Source organism: Nakamurella alba (assembly GCF_009707545.1).
In the GTDB taxonomy this organism is placed as follows: Bacteria; Actinomycetota; Actinomycetes; order Mycobacteriales; family Nakamurellaceae; genus Nakamurella; species Nakamurella alba.
The window spans coordinates 358497-383786 of the sequence record NZ_WLYK01000009.1 but is presented as its reverse complement, the minus strand read 5'-3'; the positions used below and the strand labels follow the sequence as shown (position 1 = coordinate 383786).

The 25290-nt window shown below is 70.6% G+C and carries 29 protein-coding genes and 2 riboswitches; of the genes, 21 read left to right on the top strand and 8 right to left on the bottom strand.

Annotated features, from left to right (window positions below; genetic code table 11):
* The first annotated feature begins 14 nt into the window (after positions 1 to 14).
* A complete protein-coding gene (locus GIS00_RS21865; protein ID WP_154770537.1) occupies positions 15 to 455 on the top strand; it encodes a hypothetical protein in 441 nt (146 codons plus the stop codon).
* Here GIS00_RS21865 and GIS00_RS21860 read toward each other — a convergent pair.
* The gene (locus GIS00_RS21860; RefSeq protein ID WP_154770536.1) at positions 452 to 1051 is read right to left on the bottom strand and encodes a TetR/AcrR family transcriptional regulator; all 600 of its coding nucleotides are present in this window, start codon (positions 1049 to 1051) and stop codon (positions 452 to 454) included. The genes GIS00_RS21865 and GIS00_RS21860 overlap by 4 nt on opposite strands.
* A 56-nt stretch (positions 1052 to 1107) precedes the next feature.
* Here GIS00_RS21860 and GIS00_RS21855 point away from each other — a divergent pair, with 56 nt between their 5' ends.
* Together GIS00_RS21855 and GIS00_RS21850 are read left to right on the top strand one after the other, a co-directional pair.
* On the top strand, positions 1108 to 2466 hold the full coding sequence (locus GIS00_RS21855) for a DHA2 family efflux MFS transporter permease subunit (protein WP_154770535.1): 1359 nt from the start codon (positions 1108 to 1110) through the stop codon (positions 2464 to 2466).
* Positions 2467 to 2480: 14 nt separating this feature from the next.
* Entirely contained in the window at positions 2481 to 2768 is a 288-nt protein-coding gene (locus tag GIS00_RS21850; protein WP_154770534.1) for a DUF1905 domain-containing protein, read from the top strand.
* 33 nt (positions 2769 to 2801) lie between these two features.
* On the opposite strand, the gene GIS00_RS21845 is transcribed toward GIS00_RS21850, so the two are convergent.
* Positions 2802 to 3644, bottom strand: coding sequence for an IS110 family transposase (locus GIS00_RS21845; protein WP_154770533.1), 843 nt, complete (start codon positions 3642 to 3644; stop codon positions 2802 to 2804).
* 3 nt (positions 3645 to 3647) lie between these two features.
* Complete coding sequence (locus GIS00_RS21840) at positions 3648 to 4031, bottom strand: VOC family protein (protein WP_230313925.1); 384 nt, start codon at positions 4029 to 4031, stop codon at positions 3648 to 3650.
* Between the two features lie 657 nt (positions 4032 to 4688).
* Between GIS00_RS21840 and GIS00_RS21835 the strand changes: the two genes are divergently transcribed.
* Both GIS00_RS21835 and GIS00_RS21830 read left to right on the top strand, forming a co-directional pair.
* Positions 4689 to 7001, top strand: coding sequence for a DUF222 domain-containing protein (locus tag GIS00_RS21835; RefSeq protein ID WP_154770532.1), 2313 nt, complete (start codon positions 4689 to 4691; stop codon positions 6999 to 7001).
* Positions 6998 to 7561, top strand: coding sequence for an HNH endonuclease signature motif containing protein (locus GIS00_RS21830; protein WP_154770531.1), 564 nt, complete (start codon positions 6998 to 7000; stop codon positions 7559 to 7561). The genes GIS00_RS21835 and GIS00_RS21830 overlap by 4 nt, the downstream gene beginning before the upstream one ends.
* Positions 7562 to 7761: 200 nt before the next feature.
* Here the strand turns inward: GIS00_RS21830 and GIS00_RS21825 are convergent, their stop codons facing one another.
* The 3 genes from GIS00_RS21825 to GIS00_RS21815 all read right to left on the bottom strand — a co-directional run bounded on the left by GIS00_RS21825 (position 7762) and on the right by GIS00_RS21815 (position 10599).
* Positions 7762 to 8283 carry a hypothetical protein gene (locus tag GIS00_RS21825; RefSeq protein ID WP_154770530.1) on the bottom strand — a complete coding sequence of 174 codons (522 nt, stop codon included), beginning with the start codon at positions 8281 to 8283 and terminating at the stop codon, positions 7762 to 7764.
* Positions 8284 to 8402: 119 nt separating this feature from the next.
* Positions 8403 to 9938, bottom strand: a complete 1536-nt coding sequence (locus GIS00_RS21820; protein ID WP_154770529.1) for a glycoside hydrolase family 88 protein — start codon at positions 9936 to 9938, stop codon at positions 8403 to 8405.
* Between the two features lie 115 nt (positions 9939 to 10053).
* Positions 10054 to 10599 carry a hypothetical protein gene (locus tag GIS00_RS21815; protein ID WP_154770528.1) on the bottom strand — a complete coding sequence of 182 codons (546 nt, stop codon included), beginning with the start codon at positions 10597 to 10599 and terminating at the stop codon, positions 10054 to 10056.
* A 394-nt stretch (positions 10600 to 10993) separates the two neighbouring features.
* Here GIS00_RS21815 and GIS00_RS21810 point away from each other — a divergent pair, with 394 nt between their 5' ends.
* Together GIS00_RS21810 and GIS00_RS21805 are read left to right on the top strand one after the other, a co-directional pair.
* Positions 10994 to 11803 carry a CAP domain-containing protein gene (locus GIS00_RS21810; RefSeq protein WP_196073400.1) on the top strand — a complete coding sequence of 270 codons (810 nt, stop codon included), beginning with the start codon at positions 10994 to 10996 and terminating at the stop codon, positions 11801 to 11803.
* A gap of 41 nt (positions 11804 to 11844) precedes the next feature.
* Entirely contained in the window at positions 11845 to 13155 is a 1311-nt protein-coding gene (locus GIS00_RS21805; protein ID WP_154770526.1) for an aspartate aminotransferase family protein, read from the top strand.
* Positions 13156 to 13164: 9 nt separating this feature from the next.
* Here GIS00_RS21805 and GIS00_RS21800 read toward each other — a convergent pair whose 3' ends face one another.
* The gene (locus tag GIS00_RS21800; RefSeq protein ID WP_154770525.1) at positions 13165 to 13602 is read right to left on the bottom strand and encodes an OsmC family peroxiredoxin; all 438 of its coding nucleotides are present in this window, start codon (positions 13600 to 13602) and stop codon (positions 13165 to 13167) included.
* A 129-nt stretch (positions 13603 to 13731) separates the two neighbouring features.
* The gene (ald, locus tag GIS00_RS21795; RefSeq protein WP_154770524.1) at positions 13732 to 14847 is read right to left on the bottom strand and encodes an alanine dehydrogenase; all 1116 of its coding nucleotides are present in this window, start codon (positions 14845 to 14847) and stop codon (positions 13732 to 13734) included.
* Positions 14848 to 14971: 124 nt separating this feature from the next.
* Here ald and GIS00_RS21790 point away from each other — a divergent pair, with 124 nt between their 5' ends.
* The 14 genes from GIS00_RS21790 to GIS00_RS21725 all read left to right on the top strand — a co-directional run bounded on the left by GIS00_RS21790 (position 14972) and on the right by GIS00_RS21725 (position 25018).
* Complete coding sequence (locus GIS00_RS21790; protein WP_154770523.1) at positions 14972 to 15484, top strand: Lrp/AsnC family transcriptional regulator; 513 nt, start codon at positions 14972 to 14974, stop codon at positions 15482 to 15484.
* A gap of 26 nt (positions 15485 to 15510) precedes the next feature.
* Positions 15511 to 16905 carry a UTP--glucose-1-phosphate uridylyltransferase gene (locus tag GIS00_RS21785; RefSeq protein ID WP_154770522.1) on the top strand — a complete coding sequence of 465 codons (1395 nt, stop codon included), beginning with the start codon at positions 15511 to 15513 and terminating at the stop codon, positions 16903 to 16905.
* A gap of 32 nt (positions 16906 to 16937) precedes the next feature.
* The gene (locus GIS00_RS21780; protein WP_154770630.1) at positions 16938 to 17483 is read left to right on the top strand and encodes an NUDIX domain-containing protein; all 546 of its coding nucleotides are present in this window, start codon (positions 16938 to 16940) and stop codon (positions 17481 to 17483) included.
* A 57-nt stretch (positions 17484 to 17540) separates the two neighbouring features.
* Positions 17541 to 18146 (top strand): CDP-alcohol phosphatidyltransferase family protein, encoded by a 606-nt coding sequence (locus GIS00_RS21775; RefSeq protein WP_407666907.1) that lies wholly within the window; start codon positions 17541 to 17543, stop codon positions 18144 to 18146.
* Complete coding sequence (locus tag GIS00_RS21770) at positions 18139 to 18990, top strand: DUF881 domain-containing protein (protein ID WP_154770521.1); 852 nt, start codon at positions 18139 to 18141, stop codon at positions 18988 to 18990. The genes GIS00_RS21775 and GIS00_RS21770 overlap by 8 nt, the downstream gene beginning before the upstream one ends.
* Before the next feature lie 13 nt (positions 18991 to 19003).
* Entirely contained in the window at positions 19004 to 19336 is a 333-nt protein-coding gene (locus GIS00_RS21765; protein WP_322098282.1) for a small basic family protein, read from the top strand.
* A 7-nt stretch (positions 19337 to 19343) separates the two neighbouring features.
* On the top strand, positions 19344 to 20036 hold the full coding sequence (locus GIS00_RS21760; protein ID WP_154770519.1) for a DUF881 domain-containing protein: 693 nt from the start codon (positions 19344 to 19346) through the stop codon (positions 20034 to 20036).
* 35 nt (positions 20037 to 20071) lie between these two features.
* The gene (gene gcvH / locus GIS00_RS21755) at positions 20072 to 20473 is read left to right on the top strand and encodes a glycine cleavage system protein GcvH (RefSeq protein ID WP_154770518.1); all 402 of its coding nucleotides are present in this window, start codon (positions 20072 to 20074) and stop codon (positions 20471 to 20473) included.
* Positions 20474 to 20620: 147 nt separating this feature from the next.
* On the top strand, positions 20621 to 21067 hold the full coding sequence (gene odhI / locus GIS00_RS21750) for an oxoglutarate dehydrogenase inhibitor Odhl (RefSeq protein ID WP_322098281.1): 447 nt from the start codon (positions 20621 to 20623) through the stop codon (positions 21065 to 21067).
* A complete protein-coding gene (gene ftsR / locus GIS00_RS21745; RefSeq protein WP_154770517.1) occupies positions 21064 to 21801 on the top strand; it encodes a transcriptional regulator FtsR in 738 nt (245 codons plus the stop codon). The genes odhI and ftsR overlap by 4 nt, the downstream gene beginning before the upstream one ends.
* A 54-nt stretch (positions 21802 to 21855) precedes the next feature.
* Positions 21856 to 22389: a bifunctional nuclease family protein gene (locus tag GIS00_RS21740; protein ID WP_154770516.1), complete on the top strand. Its 534-nt coding sequence runs from the start codon at positions 21856 to 21858 to the stop codon at positions 22387 to 22389.
* Between the two features lie 182 nt (positions 22390 to 22571).
* Entirely contained in the window at positions 22572 to 23117 is a 546-nt protein-coding gene (locus tag GIS00_RS21735; protein WP_154770515.1) for a MerR family transcriptional regulator, read from the top strand.
* Between the two features lie 93 nt (positions 23118 to 23210).
* Positions 23211 to 23669: a MarR family winged helix-turn-helix transcriptional regulator gene (locus GIS00_RS21730; RefSeq protein ID WP_154770627.1), complete on the top strand. Its 459-nt coding sequence runs from the start codon at positions 23211 to 23213 to the stop codon at positions 23667 to 23669.
* On the top strand, positions 23666 to 25018 hold the full coding sequence (locus GIS00_RS21725) for an MFS transporter (protein WP_322098280.1): 1353 nt from the start codon (positions 23666 to 23668) through the stop codon (positions 25016 to 25018). Before GIS00_RS21730 ends, GIS00_RS21725 begins: the two co-directional genes overlap by 4 nt.
* A 35-nt stretch (positions 25019 to 25053) precedes the next feature.
* A riboswitch (glycine riboswitch) is annotated at positions 25054 to 25157 on the top strand.
* A riboswitch (glycine riboswitch) is annotated at positions 25158 to 25248 on the top strand. It begins immediately after the preceding riboswitch.
* Positions 25249 to 25290: the final 42 nt, after the last annotated feature.

The following is a 25290-nucleotide window of genomic DNA, read 5'->3' as shown; positions in this document are numbered from 1 at the left end:
CTAGCGTCACCGGCATGGCCACCATGGACGAGGTCGGGGAGCGCGACGGCTGGCGCTGCTGGGTCTGCGACGAGCCGGTCGATCCGGACCGCTCGGTGAACGACGCCCGCGGGCCGAGCGTCGACAGCTACTTCACCGCCTCGAAGAAGAAGGCGCCCGGCGCCGTCGAGCGGCTGGCGCACCGGGCGTGCAACACCCGCAAGGGCGCGGTGACGCCGGTGATCAGCTGGCCGGCCGACGGCATGGTCGCCGATCCCGCGGTGCTGCTCACCTCCGCGGACCGGTTGCGCCGCAAGGGCGGTCGCGAGGTGGTCGGTCGCTGCCCGGGTGCGGCGGAGGGCCGGGAGCTCGCCGACTGGCTCACCGACCGGATGTCCCGGCTGGCGCCGGACCTGCAGATCCGCTGCTCGGTCGAGGCCGGGGGCGGCCAGCACCTGCTGGTGCTGACCGTCTAAGACCCATAGGCGGTCAGGAACAGGTCGACCCCGGCGCGGACCGGTGCGTCGATCTGGTCCTCGGAGAGCGGCCGGGTGCCGGTGCCGCTGAGCGCGATGGCGTCGGCCGTCACCAGCGCCATCAGCTGGCGGGCCGCACGGTGCGGATCCGGGATCTGCAGCCTGCCCGCGGACGACAGCAGTGCGAGCTTGCCGGCCAGCAGCTCGAGATGGGCCTCGCGGCGATCCTGATCCGCCAGCTGCTGGAAGCGGCGCCCCTCCGAGACCTGCAGTCGCACCACGGCCGAGCCCTCCTCCGACACCATGCACTCGGACAGCGCGAACCCGAGCCGCTCGAGCGCTGCCCGCAGGTCTGCGGTCCGGGTGTCGAGCTCGCCAATGACCTGCTCGATCCGCCGGTTCGCCTTCTCCGCGCCCAGGGCCATCGCGCTGACGAACAGGGCCCCCTTGTCGCCGAACCGGCTGTAGACGGTCGGCTTCGCGACCCCGGCGGTCCGGGCGATGTCGTCCACGCTGCCGTCGGCGAAACCGTCCCGGCCGAACACGGCCAGGGCCGCCTCGAGGATGCGGGTGCCGCGGTCAGGTGGTGCCGTCATGGGACCGATCTTACCAAGACGTTGCGTGAACTGAACTCAGGCGTACAGTTGAACGCATGAATTCAGATCAGAGAACTTATGAGTTCACTCCGAGGTTGCCGCTGCTGGCGTCGGTGCTGGTCGCGGGCGGACTGCTGGCTCTGCTCGGTACGACGATGACCGGCGTGACCCTGCCGGCGATCTCGGGCGAGTTCGGTGTCACGGTCGCGTCGGGGCAGGCAGTGACCACGGCGTACCTGCTGGTCTCGGCGATCAGCATCCCGGTCGGCGGCTGGGCGAGTGTCCGGTTCGGACTGCGCCGGACCTGGCTGGTCTCGCTGTCGCTGTTCCTCGTCGGCGCCGCCGGCAGTGCACTCGCGCCGTCCCTCGGATGGCTGGTGGTGGCCCGTGCGGTGCAGGGTGCAGGCGGCGCACTGGAACCCGTGATGCTGAGTGCGCTGGCGCAGGCGGCCGGGCGTGATCGGGTCGGCCGGATGATGGGTGTGGTGTCCGCGGTCATGGCGATCGGGCCGCTGGCCGGACCGTTCCTCGGTGGCGCCCTGGTCGCCACTTCCGGCTGGCGGAGCTCGTTCTGGGTGGTGCTCGGTGCGGGGGTGCTGGTGCTGCTCGCCTCCTTCGTCGTGGTCCGGGGTCGCGAGCCCGGAACCGGTCGGCTGGACCTGGTCGGACTGCTGCTGCTCTCGGTCGGACTGGTCGGCGTGCTGCACGGCATCACCGTGCGCTTCCTGCCGACGCTGGTCGTCGGTGTGCTGGTGCTGGCGGTCTTCGTGTGGTGGTCGCTGCGTCGGAGATCATCTGCCATCGTTGACGTCTCGGTGTTCCGGCAGCGGGGGTTCACCGCTCCCGTGGTGGTCATGGCGCTCGTCGGTGCCGCCGTGTACCCGGTCTTCTTCGCCGTCCCGCAGTACTTCCAGGACGTCGCCGGGCTGTCCGCGCTGACCGCCGGCCTGCTGCTGATCCCCTACGGCGTGGGCACTCTCGTTGTCATGCCGATCGCCGGGGCACTGGCCGACCGGATGGATCCGCGCGCCCTGGTCATCTCCGGCGCACTGCTCGCCGCCGCGGGGTTCGGGATTCTGCTGATCGGTGGCCCCGGGCTGCCGGTCGTCGTCTTCGTCGTCGTCGACCTGGTCGTCGGACTCGGGTTGGGGGCGGTGGCCAGCCCGACCGTGACGGCCATGTACCGCAGCCTGCCGGCGGAGTCGGCGCCGACCGCAGGGACCATCCTCTTCGTGATGAACCAGCTGGGCGGTGCCATCGGCGTGGCCGTGCTGGTGCTCGTCATCGGGTCGGCCGGCTGGACGACAACTGTTGCTGCCATGCCGTTCTGGATGCCCCTGGTGGTGGCCGTCGCCATCGCCCTGGTGGCCACTCGGTTCCGGGGCGGTCGTCCCTTGCCTGCGGAGGTCGACTGAGGCAGGCTGCTTCGATGGGGAGCAACGCCGGACCGTTGGACATCACCTTCACCGCCACCCTGGGCCGGGTGCGGGAGGGTGACACCTGGACCTGCGTGCAGCTGCCCGACTCCGCGGCGATCTTCGGGACCAGGGGACTGGTCAAGGTGGCCGGCACCGTCGACGGGACGCCCTTCCGTGGTGCGTTCATGGCGCTCGGCGACGGCACCCACAAGCTGCCGGTGGCCGCGGCGATCCGCAAGACCATCGGGAAGACCGACGGTGACGACGTCGTCGTGCACCTGACGGAGCGGCTGAGCTGATCGGTGCGGCGGGGCTGGGCTCGGCCGGGCTTGTCAGTGTCCGGTCGGCCAGCCGTCCTGCCCCACGATCTCCCGCATCCCGGCCATGGAGACGTCGATCATCTCGATGCCTTTCGCGGCGGAGATCGCGGTACGGGCGTAGGTCTGCTCCGCCATCGGACTACGGCGGACGGCCGGCGCGCGCAGCAGCTGCTGGATGGTGGACGCCCTGCCCGGCACGTCGGAACGACCTGCCCGCCGCAGCGCGGCGGAGATCTTGGAGAACGACAGCGCGGCGGCAAGGGAAGGATCGGGTGCCTGCAGCAGCAGCTCCAGCGAGTCTCTGTCCGCCGGGTCGTCGAACGCGGCCAGCCAGGCCGGGAAGTACTCGAGCAACGCCGACCGTAGTCGCGACCGCTCGCGGATCCGGTCCCAGACGCAGCCCTGCTGGATCCGTGAGATCAGCATGAGGTCCTTGTCCGCCGGAGTGGAGCCCTCCGGTGGACCGAACCCCGCCGGCTCCTGTCGAACGACTCCGGCCAATGTAGGAACGTTGTCCTCGGTGTCGGTGTCGGTGTCGGTGTCGGTGTCGGTGTCGGTGCGTGGCCGGTCTCTCGTGGACAGGTCGATCGCGTAGACGGTGTACCCGGGGCCGATCAGCGCCGAGACCCATTTACCGCGAGGGGCTGTGGTGCCGATGAGGACTCGGCCCGCCGTCAGGCCACCGGTCTCCGGGTCGACATCTACGTCGGTCAGGTGCTCGGCAATGAGCTCGTGCAGCCGCCCCATGCCCTCGAGGGATTCCGGCAGCCGGGCTCGGGCAACGATCCTCCCGTTCGCATCCTGTACCTCGATGTCGTGGTGGTCGCCCTGCCAGGCGTCGCCGACGAACAACATCGATCAGTCGCCGTCGAGGCAGAGGCAGAACGGGTGGCCCGCCGGGTCGAACATCACCCGCACGCGCTCCTGCGGCTGGTCCTCCGCGAGGGTGGCGCCGAACGAGATCGCCTCGCCCACTGCCTCTTCCAGGTCGCCGACCTCGAAGTCCAGGTGCATCATCGGCCGCTGGGCGCCGGGGACGGGCGGCCAGACCGGCGCGGTCCAGTCCTCCGCGCGCTGGAACACCATGTAGACCCCCGGTTGTGGCGGCGTCACGATCGCCTGGTCCTCCGCCATCTGCACCACTTCCCAGCCCAGCAGCCGGGCGTAGAACACCGCGAGTGCGCCCGGATCGGGCGCCTCGATCGCCGTACCCCACCACATGTCGCGCGAACGACTTCGCATCGCGTGATCGTCGCAGGTGAGAGCGTGTTTGGCTATGTCCGACGCACGGGGAATTGCGTTGGTTCTCCGGTCGCGTCAGGGTGGCACCGCTGTTGCCGCCACCGCAGTAGACCTCGTTGATGACGACCGTGGCGGCCGGGTCGACGGGCGCGGACGCGCCCGGCTGCCGGAGATCGAGGCGGCGCTCGGGTCGGGGGAGGGGTCGGTGGTCGACCGATCAGCCGGCAGGGTCGTCCGAGGCGGACATCTGCCTTCGTGAGAGCTGTTGCTCGGCAGTCGGTTCTGGTCGGCGGACCAGCCTGTGGGAGCGGGGTAGGCCATCTGAGGACGGCGTCGGCGGGTCGGGCGCAGCAGGTCCCGACCGTCGAGGAGCCGGCTGTCGGTGGGATCGGCCATGCTGCGGGACATCGCGACCGCGCAGGTTCAGTGGACCTGCGATGGGTCGTGAACGGCCCGGCGCCGCTCCCACCGAGCCCGTGATGCCGGCTGCCGGGGTCGACCACGGCGGGTTGACGGGTGGTCGCGGAGCGAAGTAGTTGTGGACAAACTGCCTAAAAATACTGCTGGCCTGGTAGTCTCGAATCAGTGACCTCCGGGGGGAGGTGGACACAACGGATCTCGCGGATCAGGTTGGCGCAGGCGGAAGGGGTGGCATTCATGACAGCATCGTCGGAGACGGCGCCGGCAGCGCAGCGCGCAGAAGACGCGCTGCGTGCACTGTCCACCCTTGACCCTGCCGAGCTGTCCGGCCGGACGGTGATCGATGGGATTGCCGCGGGCTACCAGGCGATCTCGTACCTGCAGGCCGTGATGCAGGGGTGGATGGTCCGGCTGGCCGAGCCCGGTGTGATCCCCTCCGCCGAGGGTCTGCTCAAGCACCCCGCCAAGCACGCCAAGCACGCCAAGCACGCCAGGGACACCGGCGCGGATGAGGGCTCCGCCGCCGATCAGGACGCACCTGGCCGGCACGCCGCGGGAGAGGATTCTCGCCGTGCTGGCAGCGCCGCAGGTGAGGGCCCCGGTGGTCAGGGTGTCGATGGCGAGAGCACTGGTGCTGATCAGGACAGCGCTGATGGTCAGGATTCCGCTATTGGTGAGGGCACCGGCACGGGTAATGGAGCCCCTGATGATCAGGACTGCGCTGATGGTCAGGACAGCACAGCTGGTCAGGATTCCGCTGTTGGTGAGGACACCGGCTCGGGTGTCGGCGCCGGTGCTGGTCAGGGCAACGCTGATGATCATGAAGGCGCTGCTGGTCGGGATGGCGCCGCCGGTCAAGACAGTACCGCCGGCCAAAACTCCGCTGCGGGTGAGGACCCTGCCGCGGAGCGGGTCTACGATCTGCGGGCGTCGAACCCGGATTCGCAGGCGGAGTTCTTCGACCTGATGGACACCCTGGAGCAGGCCAAGGCCCGGCAGGACATGGCAGGTGGCGAGATCGTCGCGGCGCTGGTGCTCTCGCCCAAGTCGGGGAACATCTATGTGCAGCGGGCCCTTGCCCTGGTCAGGGAGTTGCCCGACACCCTCGAGCTCTTGCGTGAGGGTGTGCTGGATCAGACCCGGGCGTCGATGATCCACAAGTACGCGTGCAAGCTGAACGACCTCGCCTTGTGGTGCGAGTTCGAACGCCGGGCGTTGAAGATCGCCCCGAGGCTGGCGCCGGCGAAGCTGGAGTACCTGCTCAAACGGATCGTCACCGACCTGGAACCCGAGGACGCGGCGGAGGCGGAGAAGCGTGCCTTCAACCGACGTTGCACCGGCCGCTACGACCTGGACGGGGCGATGGCCCGGTTCTACGCGGACCTGACCGCCGAGAATGCCCAGCTGGTGCAGCAGCTGGTCGATCAGATCGCCCGCACCATGGGCAACGCCGGCGGCCGCACGCTGGAGCAGTGCCGGGCGGATGCGTTCGCTGCGATCTTCGAACAGCTCCACACCCACGGCACCATCGACCTCCGTGAGATCCTCGCTGCCGCCGCACACGTCGCCGCCGGCGGAGACATGCCCGACGACGATGAGTACGAGGACGTCGTCGATGAACCAGTTGCCGCCGCCGATCTCGCTGATGAGACCGAGGGCGGAGAGCCGGATGATCGTGTTGCCGATGCAGCCGTACCAGGGTCCGATGATGAGGATGAGTCCGTCGTCGAGGAGGCGGACTGCGATACTGCCGACATCGACGACATCGCCGACGTGGGCGACAGTATCGATGGGACAGCGGGCAGGGAGCCGGACGGCGATGCCGTCGATGCCGTTGAGGATGAGGGCGATGAAACGGCGGGCGATGAGTCCGACGATCTGGTGTCCGAGTCCGCCGCGGACGCCGGATACCAGTCGGACGGCGACACCTCCGGAACCGCCAGGGCCGACACCGGTTCGGTCGGCACGGACACCGATCCCTCCGACGCCGTTGCGGCTGATGTCTCAGAAGCCGTCGACAACGCCGAGGACTCCCCAGGTATCGACGCTGACAGTGATACCGACGGGGCTGTCAACATGTTCTCTGTGGGTGACGGCCCCGACAACACGGGTGTGTCCGATGCACCAGCCGACGTGGCTGTCGACCAGAGCTCGGTGGGTGACGGCTCCGAGAACGAAGGTGAGTCCGATGATCCAGCCGACGTGGCCGTCGACGGTCACCCTCAGGACGACGACAACGCTGAAATCGGAGCCGGCCGCGACACCGCCGAGACACCGGACAGGCGACCCGCGGACATCGCTGCAGCGGCGGGTTCTGAGCCCGAGAACCGTTGCGATTCTGAACATCCGCTGGCCCAGGAGCGCACTGGATGTTCACAATACGAGCCGCCCGACACCGATCAGGCGGGCCACTCGGAGACCGGCCGGAGCCCGGCGACGCTGATCCCGGCGACCCACCTCCGTTCGGACCGACCTCGCCCGATGACCCCGACACCCCCCGCCCGCCCGACAAGAAGTGGAGAGCTCCGGTGTGGCAGGAACGCGCCGTGAACCCGGCGCTGCCCTGGAACGGCGTCATCACCATCTCGTTGGAAGCCCTCGCCGGTCTGGCCGACCACCCGGGGGACATGTCCGGGTTCGGCTGCATCTCGCCCGACCTCGCCCGGCAGCTCCTGAAGGCCGCGAACTCGGTCACTCTGCTGGTGATCGACCCGGACACCGGCGCACCCGTCGGGGTGTCCGACCGCGTCTATGTCCCGCCCGGGAGTCTGCGCCGCAAGGTCATGCTGCTGACCCATACCTGCTCCTGGGTGGGCTGCAACCGCACAGCCGAACGCTGCGACGTCGACCACGGCGAGCCCTTCGACCACAACAATCCCGCCGCCGGCGGCAAGACGACCCTGCGCAACCTCCGACCGCTCTGCCGGTTCCACCACCGATTGAAGACCTTCACCGCCTGGACCATCACCGAACACAACGACCGTTCAGCGACGCTGGTCAGCGCCCTCGGCCGCACCACCCGAAGACCCCCACCCGCCATCACCGACCCCGGCGAGTGGGAACCCGCCTGGCAGCCCGAGGACCACGATGACGACACCCCGCCGTTCTGAACGGGAGTCGGGTAGTCGGCGCGCCGCAGCTTGGGCATCCGCTCGGCCGGCGCCCGCTCGGCACCGCGCCCGACGGGTTCGTAGTGGTCCCGGCCGACCACGGCAGGTGCCCGCTGCCGCAGGGGCCCGTCGTACTGACCCGGGAACCGGCCAGGCGGCGGGGTGCCCGCTCCCGCAGCACCCCGCCGTCGGATCGCCGCTTACGGAATGGCGAACGGCGAGTAGAAGCCCGTCACGTCGAGCACGACGTTGGTGGTCGCGCCGTAGTTGGTGAGGAAGAACTCCGCACCGTCGGCGTCGGGGTAGCGCAGCGGAATGACCGCGCCGCTGGTCGTGCTCTGGTTGCCCGAGTAGGTCAACACCGTCGTCACTCCCGCGCCCGGCACCACGCTGCCGCCGGCGTCCGCCGCCGGGGCGACACGAAGGTATCCGTTGCCGGTGGGACCGACGGCGGACACGGTCACCGCCAGCGCGGAGGCCTGCAGATCGATGCCACATTCACCGCGCGCGGCCAGCGCGACGGATTCCCTGTTCCCGATCTTGGCGCCCGGATCGACCCGGGAGTCGTAGAGCCGGCACGGCTCCACCGGAGTGAACGTCGCCGCGGGGGACAGCGGTCCGGGCGCCGCAGCGGCCATGGCGCTGCCGAGGGCGAAACCACCCCCGCCCAGCGCTGCGACGGCCGCGACGGTGACGGCGATGACCTTGTTCCGGATGTGCACGAGAACCTCCTGCTGGACGGGACAGTCAGGTCATCCTCGCCAGCGCCGTAACGATCACGGCTCTGCGACACGGCATGTCAGCTCTGCCACACGTCTGCCTCGCAACTGATCACTGAGCGCTACCAGACGTGGTAGAGGCCGAACTCCTCGATGCTGACCTGGTTGACGCCCGACGGTCCGCCGGTGACGGTGAGCCGGACCCAGCGGGCGGCGGTATCGGCGAACCACTCGTTGTTCGAGCCGGTCACCACGTTGCCGGTCCGGTCCAGCACCGTCCGCCACGGTCCCGCCGGACCGGCGGTGGCGACGTCGATCCGGTACTTGTACGCCCGGTCGAGATATCCGATCAGGTAGCTGCTGGACACCACCCTGGTGCTGCCCAGGTCGACGACCGCCCCGCGCGGGTACCCGGCGGCCGCGACCCACACCGCGCTGCGGTTGCCGTCCACCAGGTACGCCGGGTTGCCGCCGCTCGCCGACGTCACCGGGCGCCCCAGCGCGAGATCCGGATACAGCAGGGAGATCTCGGACCCAGCCAGCACGACCGCCCCGGCACAGAACGGCTGCGTGCGGCCGATCGGACCCGGTTCGAAGCCGGTGTCCTGGCAGTTCGACACCGTCCCGTCCGCCCCGATGAACTGCCGGATCCCGTTCCACGCCCTGGCCACCACCGGCCCGTAGACCGACCGGTCCAGCAACCCGGCGCGGATCCCGTACGCCATCCCGAAGGCGATCAACGCCGAGGCGCTGACCTCCGGCGCCGGAAAGCGCGCCGGGTTCGCGAGATCGGTGCGCCACATGCCGTCCTGGCTGCTCTGCCGGAGCCGCAGCGCCTCGGCGAGAGTCGTCAGCGCCTGCACGTAGTCGCCGCGGTACGGATCGGTCGCCGGCAGTTCGCCGAGCACCCGCGCCATCGAGGCCATCACCCAGCCGTTCCCGCGCCCCCAGAAGGCCCCGTTCGCTGCGGGGCCCTTGGCGATGCAGTCCCGCCACCACAACCCCGTCGCCGGATCGCGCAGACCCTTGGGGTACCCGGTGCAGTCGGGCCGGCCACTGCCCGGGAAAGACCCGGTGGCGTCGTCCCGCGCGAAGACGAAGTAGTCGCGCAACTTCGTCGAGTACGCCTGGTTCTTCGTCCGGGTCCGCACCTTGGCGAAATCCGGCAGGACCATGAACATGCCGTCGATGAACGGGGTCAACCGGTTGTCGCCGGACAGCCGCGCGGTCACTGCCCGTTCGTTCTCGGCGATCCGCCCGCCGACCCCGCCGTAGGTGTCCATGTATACCTGGCCGGCGGTGAACCGGTCCGCCACCGGCAGTTCGGTGCCCAGCACCCACCGGTTCGCGGTGCCCCAGGTGATCGAGCGGTTCAGGTAGGCGTCGTCGCCCGCCGTCCCGTACAGCGCCTGGTTGCCCTGGAAGTAGGTGGCCCAGCTCCAGCCGTTGGTCGCGCTGCTCGAGAAGTAGTGATTGGCGACCAGCTTCGTCTGGTGCAGGACCCAGGACCGCAGTGTCGGGGTCGACGAGACCGCGGCGGCCACAGCTGGTGCGGACATTGCCGGTGCAGCCCCGGCGGGCGCAACGGGACCGGCGGTCAGGCCGCCGATCAACGCCGCGAGTGCGAGCAGGATCCCGGTCGTCCTGGTGCGGGGCATCGTCGCCGCCTACCTGTCGTTCGCGGCTCCGGACCCTTGCCGGGGCACCGCACCATGGAACAGCTGCGGCCGCGGGAGGACAACCCCCGCGGCCGCACTCATGAACCGCACCGGGTCAGAGCCGGCGGCACTGGTCCTCCTTGTTCCCCTTCACGACGTTCTTCCCGCCGACCGGCGCGGGGGAGTTGGACTTGCACTGCAGGTTGCCCTCCACCCGGTTGGCGAAGACGTACTGGCGGCCCTTGTTGGAGAACAGCTGGATGTCGGAGTCCACCCGGTTGCGCTCCAGGTAGAGCACTCCACCGCTCTTCAGCTGGATCGACCCGTCGATCACCGACCTGTCGATGCGGACCAGCTTGTGCGCCTGGGACTGGACGTTGCCCTTCACCGTGATCCCGTTGGCCCGGAAGGTGGCGCCGCGCTCGATCTTCACCGTCCCTTCCACCTTGGTGCCGGTGAGGATGCAGGTGCGCCCGGCCGGCACGACCACGTTGTCCAGCGTCACCCGGCCGATCGACCCGGTGCAACGACGCTCCTCGGCGGCCGCCGGTCCGGCCAGCACGACGCTGCCGGTGAGGGCGATGCCGGCCACCGCACCGGCGGCAGCCAGTCGGCGCAGGAAGCCCGGGCGCCTGGAGTCGGCTGTGTTGATGTCGGTCATGTCGACCACCTCTCGTGTCGGCATCCGGACCGTCCGGCGCCGCACCACGAATCTCCGGCGGTCCGGTGAGCCGGTGATGAGCCGTTGATGAAGGCGTTCTCACCGAGGGTCCTCGTGACGATGCGGACAGGCGCTCGGGGCAGTGCGGTGCTCCGGGAGATGGATTGTCGTAACGAAGAGTAAGTCTTCGCTACGCAGAGCTAGGTGACACCACCCTCTCGGGATCTGTCACTCATTGTCGATCTGCGACTACAGTGAGCTATCGCCGCTGATGGGTCCGCCACGGATCGTGACCTCCATGTCCACAGCGGCCCGCCATCGGCTCCACCATCTGCACGCGCACCCCCATCAGCACCTGCCACCAGACCGAGAACCTCCACGAAGGACGACACCGATGACCGCCACTCTCCTGCGCCGGGCCCGCGCCGTGCTGCTCACGCTGCTGCTGTCCGCCGTTGCCGTGCTGGGGATGTCGACCGCCTCGGCGGCCCCGGCGGCGGCCGGGTCCGCGCCGACCCGGATGACCTCCTTCGACGCCGAACTGGTGGCGCTGATCAACCGGGCACGGCAGGCGAAGGGGCTCAACCCCGTGCTGGAGGCGAAGGGTCTGGTCTCGACCGCCCTCGGCTGGTCGCAGAAGATGGCCACCGGGCAGTCCGGCGGCCAGCTGCTGCGCAACCCCAACGCCTGGGAGGATGTTGCCCGCACCGGCGGCGCCTCCAACCGCACGATGTGGGGTGAGAACATCGCGATGGCAACGTCTGTCACGGCCACCCCGCAGCAGGTCTTCGACGCCTACATGGCCTCGCCGGCGCACGAGGCGAACATCCTGTCGAGCAAGTACAAGTACGTCGGCACGGCCACCGTCACCGGCACCACCGGGATCTGGAGCACCACCGAGTTCACCGACCTGGTGCAGAGCGGCCAGTCCGTCGCCGCCCCGACCGCGAAGGGCTCGCTCAGCTACCGCGACGGCAGCAAGGCGGTCGGTGCGGTGTCCTTCGAGATCCGCGATGCCGCGTGCAAGTCCAAGCTCGGCGGCTGGACCACCCCGTCCTCGGGCACCGTGAGCAGCTCCGCCGCCCCGGCCACCTACTGCGTCGTCACCACGAAGGTGCCTGCGGGGTACAAGGTCCCGGCCCAGCAGAAGTTCGTCGCCTACTGGGGTCAGCCGTTCACCGTCGCGGTGCCGCTGACCAAGTGACTGCTGACCGGGAGGCCATCCTCCGGATAGCATGCCGGTCCATGACCGAGGAGTTCTGGACGGACGTGGACCGGCACCTGATCCGGTACGGCGGCAGCTTCACCCCGGAGATCGTCGTCCGGGCGGAGGGCACCCGGTTGTGGACCGAGAGCGGCCGCAGTCTGCTGGATTTCACCTCCGGCCAGATGAGCTCGATCCTGGGTCACTCGCACCCGGAGATCGTCGCCACCGTGCGCCGGTACGTCGGGGAGCTGGACCACCTGTTCAGCGGGATGCTGTCCCGGCCGGTCGTCGACCTGGCCCGGCGCATCGTGGAGACGCTGCCGGACCCGCTGGAGAAGGTGCTGCTGCTGTCCACCGGCGCCGAGTCGAACGAGGCGGCGCTGCGGATGGCCCGGCTGGTCACCGGGAAGTTCGAGGTCGTCTCCTTCAGCCGGTCCTGGCACGGGATGACCGGGGCCGCCGCGGCCGCCACCTACAGCTCCGGCCGCACCGGCTACGGGCCGGCCACCCCGGGCAACATCGCCATCCCGACACCGGACTCCTACCGGCCCGACTTCACCCACCCCGACGGCACTTTCGACTGGCAGCGGCAGTTGGACCACGCCTTCATGCTGGTCGACGCGCAGTCCGTCGGCAGCCTCGCGGCCTGCCTGGTGGAGCCGATCCTGTCCTCCGGCGGGCTGATCGACCCGCCGCCCGGCTACCTCGCCGCGCTGCAGGCCAAGTGCCGGGAACGCGGGATGCTGCTGATCGTCGACGAGGCGCAGACCGGCCTCTGCCGCACCGGTGCCTGGTACGCGTTCGAGCGGGACGGTGTGGTGCCCGACATCCTCACCCTGTCCAAGACTCTCGGTGCCGGGCTGCCGCTCGCCGCGGTGGTGACCAGCGCCGAGATCGAGGCGATCGCGCACGAGCGCGGGTACCTCTTCTACACCACCCACGTCTCCGACCCGATGGTCGCGGCCGTCGGCGTGACGGTGTTGGACGTGCTGCAACGCGACGACATGGCCGCCGTCTCGGAGAAGAAGGGGACGCTGCTCCGCGCCGGCCTGGAGGAGCTGCGCGAGAAGTACGCGGTGGTCGGCGATCTGCGCGGCCGGGGATTGTTCCAGGGGATGGAGCTGGTGCTGGACCGGGAGACCAAACAGCCGTCCGACGATCTTGGCGCCGCGGTCACCCGCCGCTGCATGGAACTGGGCCTGCACATGAACGTGGTGCAGATCCGCGGCATGGGCGGGACGTTCCGGATCGCGCCGCCGCTGACCGTCTCCGAGGACGAGCTCGCCGAGGGCGTGGCCCTGTTGGACCGTGCCCTCGGCGAGGTGATGTCGGAGCTGGGGCTCGGCTGAGCCCCGGGCTCAGGCGAACGCGGCGTCCAGCGAGATCTCGACGCCGGTGAGCGCCTTGGAGATCGGGCAGGTGGCCTTGGCCGCCTCGGCGACCTCCTTGAAGGTCGCCTCGTCGACACCCTCGACCTGCCCGCGCACGGTGATCTTGATGCCGGTCAGCCGGAAGCCGCCGGCCGGGTCCGGGCCGAGACCGACGACCGCATCGGCGACCAGGCTGTTCACCGTCGCGCCGGCCTCGCCCAGCAGCGCGGAGAACTGCATGCAGTAGCAGGAGGTGTGCGCCGCGCCGATCAGCTCCTCCGGGCTGGTGACCCCACCGGCCTCGTCGGCGGCCCGGCGGGGGAAGGACACGTCGAAGGTCCCGGCCCCGGAACTGACCAGGCTCACCGAGCCCGACCCGTCCTGCAGGCCACCCTTCCATTCGGTCCGTGCGGTACGCGTCGGCATCTCGATCTCCCTTTCGCCGTCCGGCTCCGGGCTTCTTCCGGTGCCGTGCACCTCATGGTGCGCCAGCCGGGTTCCCGGTGCGCGGCGGGGTCACACCCCACCGCGCACCAGGCGCGGGGACCCCGGAGTTCAGACCAGGACGGCGGCCGGGGTGACGGCGGTCAGGTCGTGCGCCTCGGCGACCGGGAGGTTGGTCAGCGTGCCGCCGTGGGTGGTCAGGCCGGCGGCGAGCGCCGGGTCGGCGCCCAGCGCGGCCCGCCAGCCGTGGCCGGCCAGCGCCGAGACGTACGGCAGCGTCGCGTTGGTCAGCGCGAAGGTGGAACTGCGCGGCACCGCGCCCGGCATGTTCGCCACGCAGTAGAAGACCGAGCCGTGCACGGTGAAGGTGGGGTCGTCGTGGGTGGTGGCGTGGGTGTCCTCGAAGCAACCGCCCTGGTCCACCGCGATGTCGACGAGGACCGAGCCCTCGCGCATCTGCGAGACCAGCTCGTTGGTCACCAGCTTCGGCGCCTTGGCGCCCGGGATCAGCACGGCGCCGATGACCAGGTCGGCCTCGCGGACCGCCGCGGCTATGTTGTACGCGTTGGAGGCGATGGTCTTCACGGCGCCGTGGAACTGGCCGTCGATCCGGCGCAGTGTCGGCAGCGACAGGTCGATGACGGTGACGTCGGCCCGCATGCCGAGCGCGATGGTGGCCGCGTGGGCGCCGGAGACACCGCCGCCGAGCACCACCACCTTGCCGTTCTCCACACCCGGGACGCCGCCGAGCAGCACGCCGCGGCCGCCCTCGTTGCGCATCAGGTGGTAGCCGCCGACCAGCGGGGCCATGCGGCCGGCGATCTCGCTCATCGGGGCGAGCAGCGGCAGCGACCGGTCGGCCAGCTGCACGGTCTCGTAGGCGATCGAGGTGGTGCCGGCGGCCAGCAGCCGCTCGGTGAGCGGCCGGTCGGCGGCCAGGTGCAGGTAGGTGAACAGGGTGAGGTCCTCGCGCAGGAAGCCGTACTCGGAGGCGATCGGCTCCTTGACCTTGACCACCATCTCGGCGTCGCCCCACGCCTGCTCCGCGGTCGCGACGATGGTGGCGCCGGCGGCGACGTACTCCTCGTCGGGGATCCGGGAGCCCGCGCCGGCACCGGACTGCACCAGCACCTGGTGGCCGGCGGCCGCGAGCTGGTGCGCACCCGCAGGGGTGAGCGCCACCCGGTACTCGCGGTTCTTGACCTCGGACGGGACGCCGATGCGCATGATCTTTCCTCTTCTCGACACGGTCGTGCCTGGTCTGGCGGCGGTGGCAGTCTGGACCCCAGAATTGTGAACAAGTGCGTGGAAGTTGGGAAGGCATCTGAAGAAGATTCGATACGATCATGGTATGGCACTGTCATCTTCGGATCCGGCGAGCGGTCCCCGGGTCCGCCCGCAGGATGTTCGGCCGCTGCCGGACGAGGTGGACCGGCGCATCCTGCGGGTGCTGGCCGAGGACGCCAGGATCACCAACAACGCGCTCGCCGAGCGGGTCGGCATCGCCCCGTCGACCTGCCTGGGCCGGGTCCGGGCGCTGCGCGAGTCGGGGGTGATCCGCGGCTACCGGGCGGACATCGACCCGGAGGCGCTGGGCCTGCCGCTGCAGGCGATGATCGCGGTCCGGCTGCAGGCCGGTCACCGCGGCCGGATGGCCGAGTTCACCCGGCGCATCCGCGAGCGGCCGGAGGTGCTGGACGTGTACTTCCTGGCCGGGGCCGACGACTTCCTGCTGCACGTGGCCACCGCCGACGCCGGGGCGCTGCGCGACTTCGTCGTCGACGCCCTGTCCGCGCATCCCGAGGTGGCGCTCACCGAGACCAACCTCATCTTCGAGCACGTCAGAGGAGCGGCGCTGTCGTGAAACGGCGGTGACCTACCATCGCGCCCATGCCGGACACCCCCGACACCAGCCCTGCAGGACTCGACCAGGCGGAGACGCTGATGAGGGAGGCCGGGGTGCACCCGGCCGCGATCGCCGCGTTCGCGCACTCCTACCGCGCACTGGCCGCGGGGGACACCGGGTTGCTGCGGGAGTCCGACATCGAGCCGGTGCACGACCTGCCCCGGCTGGCCGACCTGGACATCGCCGAGGACGTCGCGGCCGCGGCCATGGCCCGCACCGCGGTGGTGAAGCTCAACGGCGGCCTCGGCACGTCGATGGGCATGGACAAGGCGAAGTCGTTGGTGCCGGTCCGTGACGGGCGCAGTTTCCTGGACGTGGTGGCCGCACAGATCCTGGCCCTGCGGGCCGCCTACGGCATCGAACTCCCACTGCTGCTGATGAACTCGTTCCGCACCCGGACCGACAGCCTCGAGGCGCTGGAGCGGCACCCGGAGCTGGCGGTCGACGGCCTGCCGGTGGACTTCCTGCAGAACCAGGAACCGAAGCTGCTCGTGGAGGATCTGACCCCGGTGCGGTGGCCCGCCGACCCGACCCTGGAGTGGTGCCCGCCCGGGCACGGCGACCTGTACACGGCGCTGGTCGCCTCCGGTGTGCTCGATGCCCTGCTGGAGCGCAGCTACCGGTACCTGTTCGTCTCGAACTCGGACAACCTCGGCGCCCGGCCGGAGCCGCGGGTGGCCGGGTGGTTCGCCGAGTCCGGCAGCCCGTTCGCGATGGAGCTGTGCCGGCGCACCGCCGCCGACCGCAAGGGCGGGCACCTGGCCCGCCGCCGGTCCGACGGCAACCTGGTGCTCCGGGAGTCGGCGCAGACCGCGCCGGAGGACGCCGACGCGTTCGGCGACATCGACCGGCACCGCTACTTCAACACCAACAACCTCTGGATCGACCTGGAGGCGCTGGCCGGGGTGCTGCGGGCGGACGGGGTGATCGACCTGCCGATCATCCGCAACGTCAAGACGGTGGACCCGGCCGACCCGTCCTCGCCGTCGGTGGTGCAGATCGAGACCGCGATGGGCGCCGCGATCGGCGTGTTCGAGGGCGCGACGGCCATCGAGGTGGACCGTTCCCGGTTCCTCCCGGTGAAGACCACCTCCGACCTGCTGGTGGTGCGCTCGGACGCCTACGCACTGGACGACGACGCCCGGCTGACGCTGATCCCGGAGCGGGATGCCGCACCGCTGGTGGACCTCGACGGGGTCTACAAACTGCTCGCCGGGTTCGAGCAGCGCTTCCCCGCCGGACCGCCGTCGCTCGCCGGCTGCGAGCGGCTGACCGTGGTCGGCGACTGGACCTTCGGTGCGGACGTGGTGGTGACCGGTGTGGCCACCGTCGGCGGGCCGGGGGAGAGCGGGACCGTGCCGGACGGGACGCAGCTGTGAGCGCCACCGCCGGTTCCGGCGCGGAGCCCGAGATGCGCACGCTGAGCAGCACCCTGGTGTTCAGGAGTCCCTGGCTGCAGTTCCGCGAGGACCGGTTCGTCCGCCGGGACGGCAGCCGCGGTACCTACGGCGTGGTCGACAAGCCGGACTTCGCGGTGGTCATCGCCGAGGAGAACGGCTGCTTCCATCTGGTCGAGCAGTACCGGTACGCGATCGGCCGGCGGTCCTGGGAGTTCCCGATGGGCGGCTGGCCGGTGGGCAGCCCCGGCGGCAGTGCGCTGGAGCTGGCCAGGGCCGAGCTGGCCGAGGAGACCGGGTACACCGCGGAGCACTGGGAGCACCTGGGCCACCTGCAGTCCGCGCTCGGCTTCTGCTCCCAGGGCTTCGACATCTACCGGGCCACCGGGCTGACCCCCGGCGAGCCGTCCCGCGAGGAGTCGGAGGCGGACATGGTGCACCGCGTCGTCACCGAGACGGAGTTCCGCGCCATGATCGGCTCCGGTGAGATCGTCGACTCGGTGACCCTGGCCTGCTACGCCCGGTTGCAGCTCCACCGAGAAGCCCTGTCGGGCAGATAGGGTCGCCGGGTGACCGAGCCGGAGAAGAGCGAGCAGAAGAAGGTCGGGCACGACAAGATCGAGCACGGCAAGATCACCGACCGCATCTGGACGATCCCGAATGCGCTGTCGGTGCTGCGACTGCTCGGCGTGCCGCTCTTCCTCTACCTCCTGCTCGGGCCGCAGGCCGACGGCTGGGCGCTGGTCGTGCTCGTCATCAGCGCGATCACCGACTGGGCCGACGGCAAGCTGGCCCGGTTGCTGAACCAGTTCTCGAAGCTGGGTGAACTGCTCGACCCGCTTGCCGACCGGCTCTACATCTTCGCCACGCTGATCGCCTTCGTGATCCGCGGGATCCTGCCGTGGTGGGTGGCGGCGCTGCTGATCGGCCGGGACCTGGTGCTGGCGATCGGGCTGCGGCTGGTCCGCCGGCACGGGTACGTCGCGCTGCCGGTGCACTACCTGGGCAAGGCCGCCACCTTCTGCCTGCTCTACGCCTTCCCGTTCCTGCTGCTCGCGCAGGGCGACTCGACCCTCGCGCAGATCGCGCTGCCCATCGGCATCGCCTTCACCGTGTGGGGGATGGTGCTGTACATGTGGGCCGGCTGGCTCTACGTGGTGCAGGTGGGGTGGGTGCTCCGGCACACCCCGGTGCTGACCGGCCGGCCGGTCGCGAGTGGCTGATCCGCGGCCCGGGCTGCCGCTGCTGACCTCGCTGCTGCAGGACCACCTGGACCCGGGTTATGCGGCGGCCGCGGAGCGGCGGGCCGCCGACGGGCAGACCCACCGGCACCACCGGCCCCACCGTCCCCGCCGGCTGCTCGCCCTCGGGTTGGCGGCCGTCGCTGTCGCCGGGGTGGTGCTGGGCATCGCGCTGCGCTCCACCGACGACGACGCGGGCCGCACGGCGAGCACCCGCACGGCGCTGCGCGACGACATCACCCGCGCCCAGCAGCGGCAGGCCGAGCTGGGGACGTCGGTGTCGGCGCTGGAGGAGGGGATCCGGGCGGCGCGGGCCGCGGCCGGGAACGGCGACGCCGACGGACTCGCCGTGCTGGAGGCCGGGGCCGGCCGCACCGCGGTCACCGGGCCCGGGCTGGAGATCGTCATCGACGGCCCGGAACCCGGCACCGGGGGCGAGGTCATCCTGGACCGCGACATCCAGCTGCTGGTCAACGGTCTCTACGCGGCCGGCGCCGAGGCGGTCGCGGTCGGCGGGGTGCGGCTGCGGACGACCAGCAGTATCCGGCGCGCCGGGTCGTCCATCCTGGTCGACAACACCCCGGTGTTCTGGCCGATCACGATCCAGGCGGTGGGCGAGAAGTCGGCCCTGCACGTCGGTCTGGTGAGCACGGCCGGCTTCGGCCGGTTCAACTCCTTCGCCTCGCTCTACGAAATCCGGTTCGACCTGACCGTCGGCGACGCGATCACGCTGCCCGCGGCCTCCGCCGACGACCTGCGCTACGCCTCGGTGCCCCCCGCACCGACCGACGCCGCACCGACCACCGCTGTGGCGACCACCCGCTGATCAGGAGGCCACCGTGTACGCCGCACTCGCCCTCGTCGTGGGCGTCCTGGCCGGGCTGTTCCTGCACCCGACCGTGCCGGACTGGCTCGCGCCCTACCTGCCGATCGCCGTGGTCGCCGCGCTGGACGCGCTGTTCGGCGGGCTGCGTGCCCGGCTGGACAAGATCTTCGACGCCAAGGTGTTCGTGATCTCGTTCGTCGCCAACGTGCTGGTCGCGGCGTTCATCGTGTTCCTCGGCGACCAGCTCGGGGTGGGCAGCCAACTCTCCACCGCGGTCGTCGTCGTGCTCGGCATCCGCATCTTCGGCAACGCCGCGGCCATCCGCCGGCACATCTTCAAGGCGTGACACCCGGATGAGCCGGCCCGGAAGCCGCACCGCCGAGCGGATCTCGATCGCGGTGCTGTGCGCGCTGCTCGGCTTCGCCGTCGTGGTGCAGGTGCAGCAGACCAATTCCGGGGACGCCCTGGCCTCCGCCCGGCCGGACGACCTGGTGCAGATCCTGGACGGGCTGCAGCGGCGGGAGGACGAGCTGACCGCCGAGATCGGCGAACTGCAGGACACCCTGCGCGGATTGCAGGCCGGGGGAGCGGACTCCGCCGCGGCACTGGCCGAGGCGGAGCGCCAGGAGCGGGTGCTGGGCATCCTCACCGGCACGCTGCCGGCGGACGGGCCCGGGGTGCGGATCGTGATCGACGACCCGTCCGGCGGGGTCCCGCCGGAGGTGCTGCTGGCCGCGCTGGAGGAACTGCGCAACGCCGGTGCGGAGGCCTACCAGTTCGGCGACGTGCGGATCGGGGTGGACTCGGCCTTCACCGGCACGGCCGGGGCGATCGTGCTCGACGGCACCCCGCTGACCGCCCCGTACACCGTGCTGGCCATCGGCGACCCGCCCACGCTGGCCGCCGCACTGGCCATCCCGGGCGGGGTGCTCGACACCGTGCGGCGGGCCGGCGGGAGCATGACCACCGAGCAACTCGACGACGTCACGATCGCCGCCTTGCGACCGCCGCGCACGCTTCAATACGCTCGGCCGACCGGCGGCTGAGTCCGGACGGCAACCGACCGAGAGGCGCGACCACCTTGATCCCCCAGGACCTGCTCTACTCCTCCGACCACGAATGGGTCCGCACCGTCGGGTCCGACGGCGACACCGGCGAGACCGTGGTCCGCATCGGGATCACCGACTACGCGCAGAACTCGCTGGGCGACATCGTCTTCGTGCAGATGCCGGAGGCCGGGACCGCCTTCGCCACCGGCGATTCGATCGGCGAGGTCGAGTCGACCAAGTCGGTCTCCGACATCTTCGCGCCCGTCGCCGGGACCGTGCTGCTGCGCAACGACGCCCTGGACTCCAATCCCGAGCTGGTGAACTCCGACCCCTACGGCGACGGCTGGATGCTCGAGCTCCGGCTGACCGACGGCGGCGAGCTGTCCGACCTGCTGGACGCCTCCGGATACGCCGAGACCATCGGCGAGAGCTGAACCGACTGCACCGCGCGGGTGTCCCGTACCCGACCCGCACGGTACGGTCGAGGTCAACAGTCGGCGGCCGGGCTCCCCGGGACGGCGACGAGCAGGACCTGGCAAGTGGCGGAGCTGTACCGGTGAGCAGTGCGAGAAGGAGTACGAGTGACTGACAGTGAGCGCGAGGCCGGGCAGCTGTCCTCGGACACCACCACGGTCTTCCCGGGCGGCCTGTTCACCTCCACCACCGAGGAGGTGCCGGAGGAGTCGGTCGGCGGGCTGGAGTCGCTGTCCCCGGACACCGCCCTGCTCGTGGTGAAGCGCGGCCCGAACGCCGGATCCCGGTTCCCGCTGGACCAGGAAGTGGTCAGTGCCGGCCGGCATCCGCAGAGCGACATCTTCCTGGACGACGTCACCGTGTCCCGTCGGCATGCCGAGTTCCGGCGCACCGGCGAGGGTTTCGAGGTCTCCGACGTGGGCTCGCTGAACGGCACCTACGTCAACCGCGAGCCGGTGGAGTCCTCCGGGCTGTCCAACGGCGACGAGGTGCAGATCGGGAAGTTCCGTCTGGTCTTCCTGACCGGCCAGTCCGAGGGCGCCCGCACGTCATGACCGCTCCGGGCCTGCAACCCGGAGGACAGAGCGCGGGTCTGGCCAGCATCGGAGCGGTGCTGGCCAGGCTCAAGCAGGAGTTCCCGGACGTCACGATCTCCAAGATCAGGTTCCTCGAGTCCGAGGGACTGGTCACCCCGGTGCGCACCCCGTCGGGCTACCGGCAGTTCGGCCCGGCCGACGTCGAGCGGCTGCGCTACGTGCTGGCCGCCCAGCGGGACCACTACCTGCCGCTGAAGGTCATCAAGGAGCAACTCGACGCCATCGACAACGGCGCCGAGCCGCTGCACGCCGCGCCCCGGCTGCCGCGGTCGCTGGTGTCGGCCGGCGATGCCGGGGCCCCCGGGTCCGGGCGGGTGCCGGATGTCCGTCGTACCCGGGCCGAGCTGATGGCCGAGTCCGGCCTGTCCACCGCGGATCTCCGCGAGCTGGAGCAGTACGGGATCGTCGCGCCCGGCGGCGGCGGGATGTACGACGCCGAGGCCGTGCTCGTCGCCACCACTGTCGCCGAACTGCTGGCCGCCGGACTCGAGCCGCGGCACCTGCGGCCGTTCCGGACGGCGGCCGAGCGGGAGTCCGCCCTCGTCGCCCAGTTGGTGTCGGCGCAGGCGAAGCAGCGCGACCCCGACGCCCGGGAGCGGGCGGAGGCGGAGGCCGCCGTGCTGGCCGCGACCGCACTGCGGTTGCACGCCCTGCTGGTGAAGTCCGGACTGCGCCGGGAGTTCGGCCGCTGACGCCGGGCTGCCGTGTAGCGTTGGGCGCGTCGTGAAGCGGAAAGGCACACCGGGATGATCGAGATGCGCATCGTCGGGGTCCGCGTGGAGATCACCAACCAGCAACCGATCCTGCTGCTCACCGAGGTGTCCGGCCGGCGCAGCCTGCCGATCATGATCGGCCAGGTCGAGGCCAACGCCATCGCACTGCATCTCGACGGCATGCGTCCCCAGCGGCCGCTCACCCACGATCTGCTCGGTCACGTCATCACCGCACTGGGTCGCAAGGTCGAACAGGTCCGCGTGGTCGACTTCCGCGAGGGCACCTACTTCGGCGAGCTCGTCTTCGACGACGGCACCACCGTCTCCGCCCGCCCCTCCGATGCGATCGCGCTGGCGGTGCGGATCGAGGTGCCGGTGTTCGTCGAGGACGCCGTGCTGGAGGAGGTCGGCATCGAGGTTCCGCCGGACGATGCGGCGGGCGCCGTCGACGAGTCCGACGCCGAGGGGGCGGAGGGGGAAGAACCGGCCGAGAACGCAGAGGAAGAGGTCGAGCGCTTCCGCGAGTTCCTCGATTCGGTGTCACCCGAGGACTTCGAGAAGCCGTAGGTCCCGGGGTCTGCCTGGATCCTCACCCTCAACTCAAGGTTGAGGACACGCCGGGCGACATCGTTGACCCTGCCCGGGCACCGGCCTACCGTCGGGGACGAACTTCACCGATGTGTTTTGCATCCGGACGTGCTGTGCACCGATGTGCAGGGCAGGGTGGAGCGGACCAGAGAGGCGGCTCGATGCCGGAGAACGGGCAGGGTGCGCTGTTCCCCAACGATGCGATCCCCGACGACTTCGTGGGATACCGGGGAACCACCGCATGCCAGGCCGCCGGCATCACCTACCGGCAGCTCGACTACTGGGCGCGCACCGGGCTGGTCGTGCCGACCGTCCGCGAGGCCGGCGGGTCCGGCACCCAGCGGCTGTACTCGTTCAAGGACATCCTGGTCCTCAAGGTGGTCAAGCGATTGCTGGACACCGGCGTCTCGCTGCAGAACATCCGGGTCGCCGTCGAGCACCTGCGGCTGCGCGGGGTCGAGGACCTGGCCGGCGTGACGCTGTTCTCGGACGGTGCCACCGTCTACGAGTGCACCTCACCGGAGGAGATCGTCGACCTGCTGCAGGGCGGCCAGGGCGTGTTCGGCATCGCCGTCGGCGGCACCATGCGCGAGGTCACCGGCACGCTGGCCGAGTTCCCGGCCGAGCGGGTCGAGGGCGACAAGGTCGTCCCGGTGCAGCAGGACGAGCTGTCCCGCCGCCGCCAGTCCCGCCGCACCGCGGGCTGACCGACCCCTCACCCGTTTCACTCCCGGCATCGTCGGCTGCCCGGAGGATCGTGAGGATGGCTATCTTTGAGGTAGACTAACGATATGCCGCCGATGGTCCCGCCCAGCAACGATGCCCCGGCTGTCGGTGCTGTTGATGTCGATCAGGTCGCGGCGCTGCGCACCGCGGTGGTGATCCTGTCCCGCCGGATGCGCTACCAGACCATCGGCCAGGAGATCTCGCCGTCCGAGATGGCCGTCCTCGGCCGGGTCAAGCGGGACGGCCCGCTCACGCCCGGGGCACTGGCCCGCGGCGAGCACGTGCAACCGCCGTCGATGACCCGGCTGCTGGAGCGACTGGAGGCGCAGGGTCTGGTCCGCCGCGACCCGGACCCGGACGACCGCCGGCAGGTGCTGGTGTCCGTCACCCAGGCCGCCCTGGAGTTCATCGAGCAGACCAAGACCGTCCGCGCCGAGTGGCTGTCCGGTCAGCTGGCCGGACTCGACGAGGCCGACCGCGCCGCCGTACTGGCCGCCGCCGGGCCGCTGCTGCGACTGGCGGAGCTGCCGTGAACGCCCGCCAGCTGCTGGACCGGGCGCATCTGCACAGGTCGGCCGTGCCGGGGCAGCGCCCCGCGCCCGCCGAGCGGGTCAGCACCTTCGCCGCGCTCGCCGTCCGCAACTACCGGCTGTTCTTCATGGGGCAGGTGGTGTCGAACACCGGCACCTGGATGCAGCGGATCGCCCAGGACTGGCTGGTGCTGCAGCTCACCAACTCCCCGCTGGCGGTCGGGGTGACCACCGCCCTGCAGTTCGTGCCCACCGCCGTGCTCGGACTGTGGGGCGGCCTGATCGCCGACCGGTTCCCCAAGCACCGATTGCTGCTGCTGACGCAGAGCTTCATGTGCGCGCTGGCGGTGGTGCTGGCCGCGCTGACGCTGACCGGTGTGGTGGAGGTCTGGCACGTCTACCTGATCGCCTTCCTGCTCGGGATGGCCACGGTGGTGGACACCCCGACCCGGCAGACCTTCGTCAACGAGATGGTGCCGCGCCGGCTGGTGCCGAACGCCGTCTCGCTGAACACCGGCAACTTCCAGCTGGCCCGGATGATCGGCCCGGCCGTTGCCGGGCTGCTGATCAGCGCCGTCGGCACCGGGTGGGCCTTCGCGCTCAACGCGCTCAGCTTCGCCGCGGTGCTCACCGGGCTGGCGATGATCCGGCCGGCCGACCTGGTCCCGATGCCCCGGGCCGCCCGCGGGCGGGGTCAGCTGCGGGAGGGCCTGCGCTACGTGCGGAACACCCCGGAGCTGCTCTGGCCCACCGTGCTGATCTTCTTCATCGGCACCTTCGGCTACAACTTCCCGATCATCCTGTCCGCCTACGCCAAGGACGTCTTCGACGGCGGGGCGGACCTGTACGGCTGGCTCAACGCGGCGATGGCCTTCGGGTCGGTCGTCGGTGCGCTGCTGGCCGCCCGCCGCACCACCACCTCGCTGCGCACCCTGCTGCTCTGGGGCGCCGGGTTCGGCGCCGTGCTGGCGGTGCTCGGGCTGACCCCGTGGCTGCCCGTCTACTTCGCGGTGCTGGTCGCCACCGGGTTCGTCTCCGTCGGGCTGAACACCATGGCGAACGCGACCGTGCAGCTGTCCACCGCGCCGGAGCTGCGCGGCCGGGTGATGAGCATCTACATGCTGGTCTTCCTGGGCAGCACGCCCATCGGGTCGCTGATCGTCGGGGCGATCACCGAGCACTGGGGTGCGCCGCCGGCACTGGTGCTGTCCGGCTCGATCTGCCTGCTCGCGGCGATCGCGGTGCTGGTGCTGGCCCGCCGTCAGCAGCGGCGGCGGGACCGGTCCGGCGTGGCCGCCGGAGCAGCTGCGGACGCGACCGGCGAGGTGCTCGCCACAGTGCGCAGCCGCTGACCGGATGGGTCCGCTGGTATCGTCGGCGGCGTCGATCACCCCCCGCGGGAGAGCCCGGCAACCGTCCCCGGACGGCGGCCGGCGCCGAAGGAGCAACTCTCCCCGACAATCTCTCAGGCACCCGTACCGCGGGGGACAGACACCTCTGGAAAGCGACCCGCCCAGGCGGGTCCGCCGACGGGGCAAGCCGTGCGGCGAAGCTCTCAGGCACCGATGACAGAGGGGGAGACGCAGGTCCGGTGCTGTTCCCGTCCGGGCCGCGTTCCCCTTTC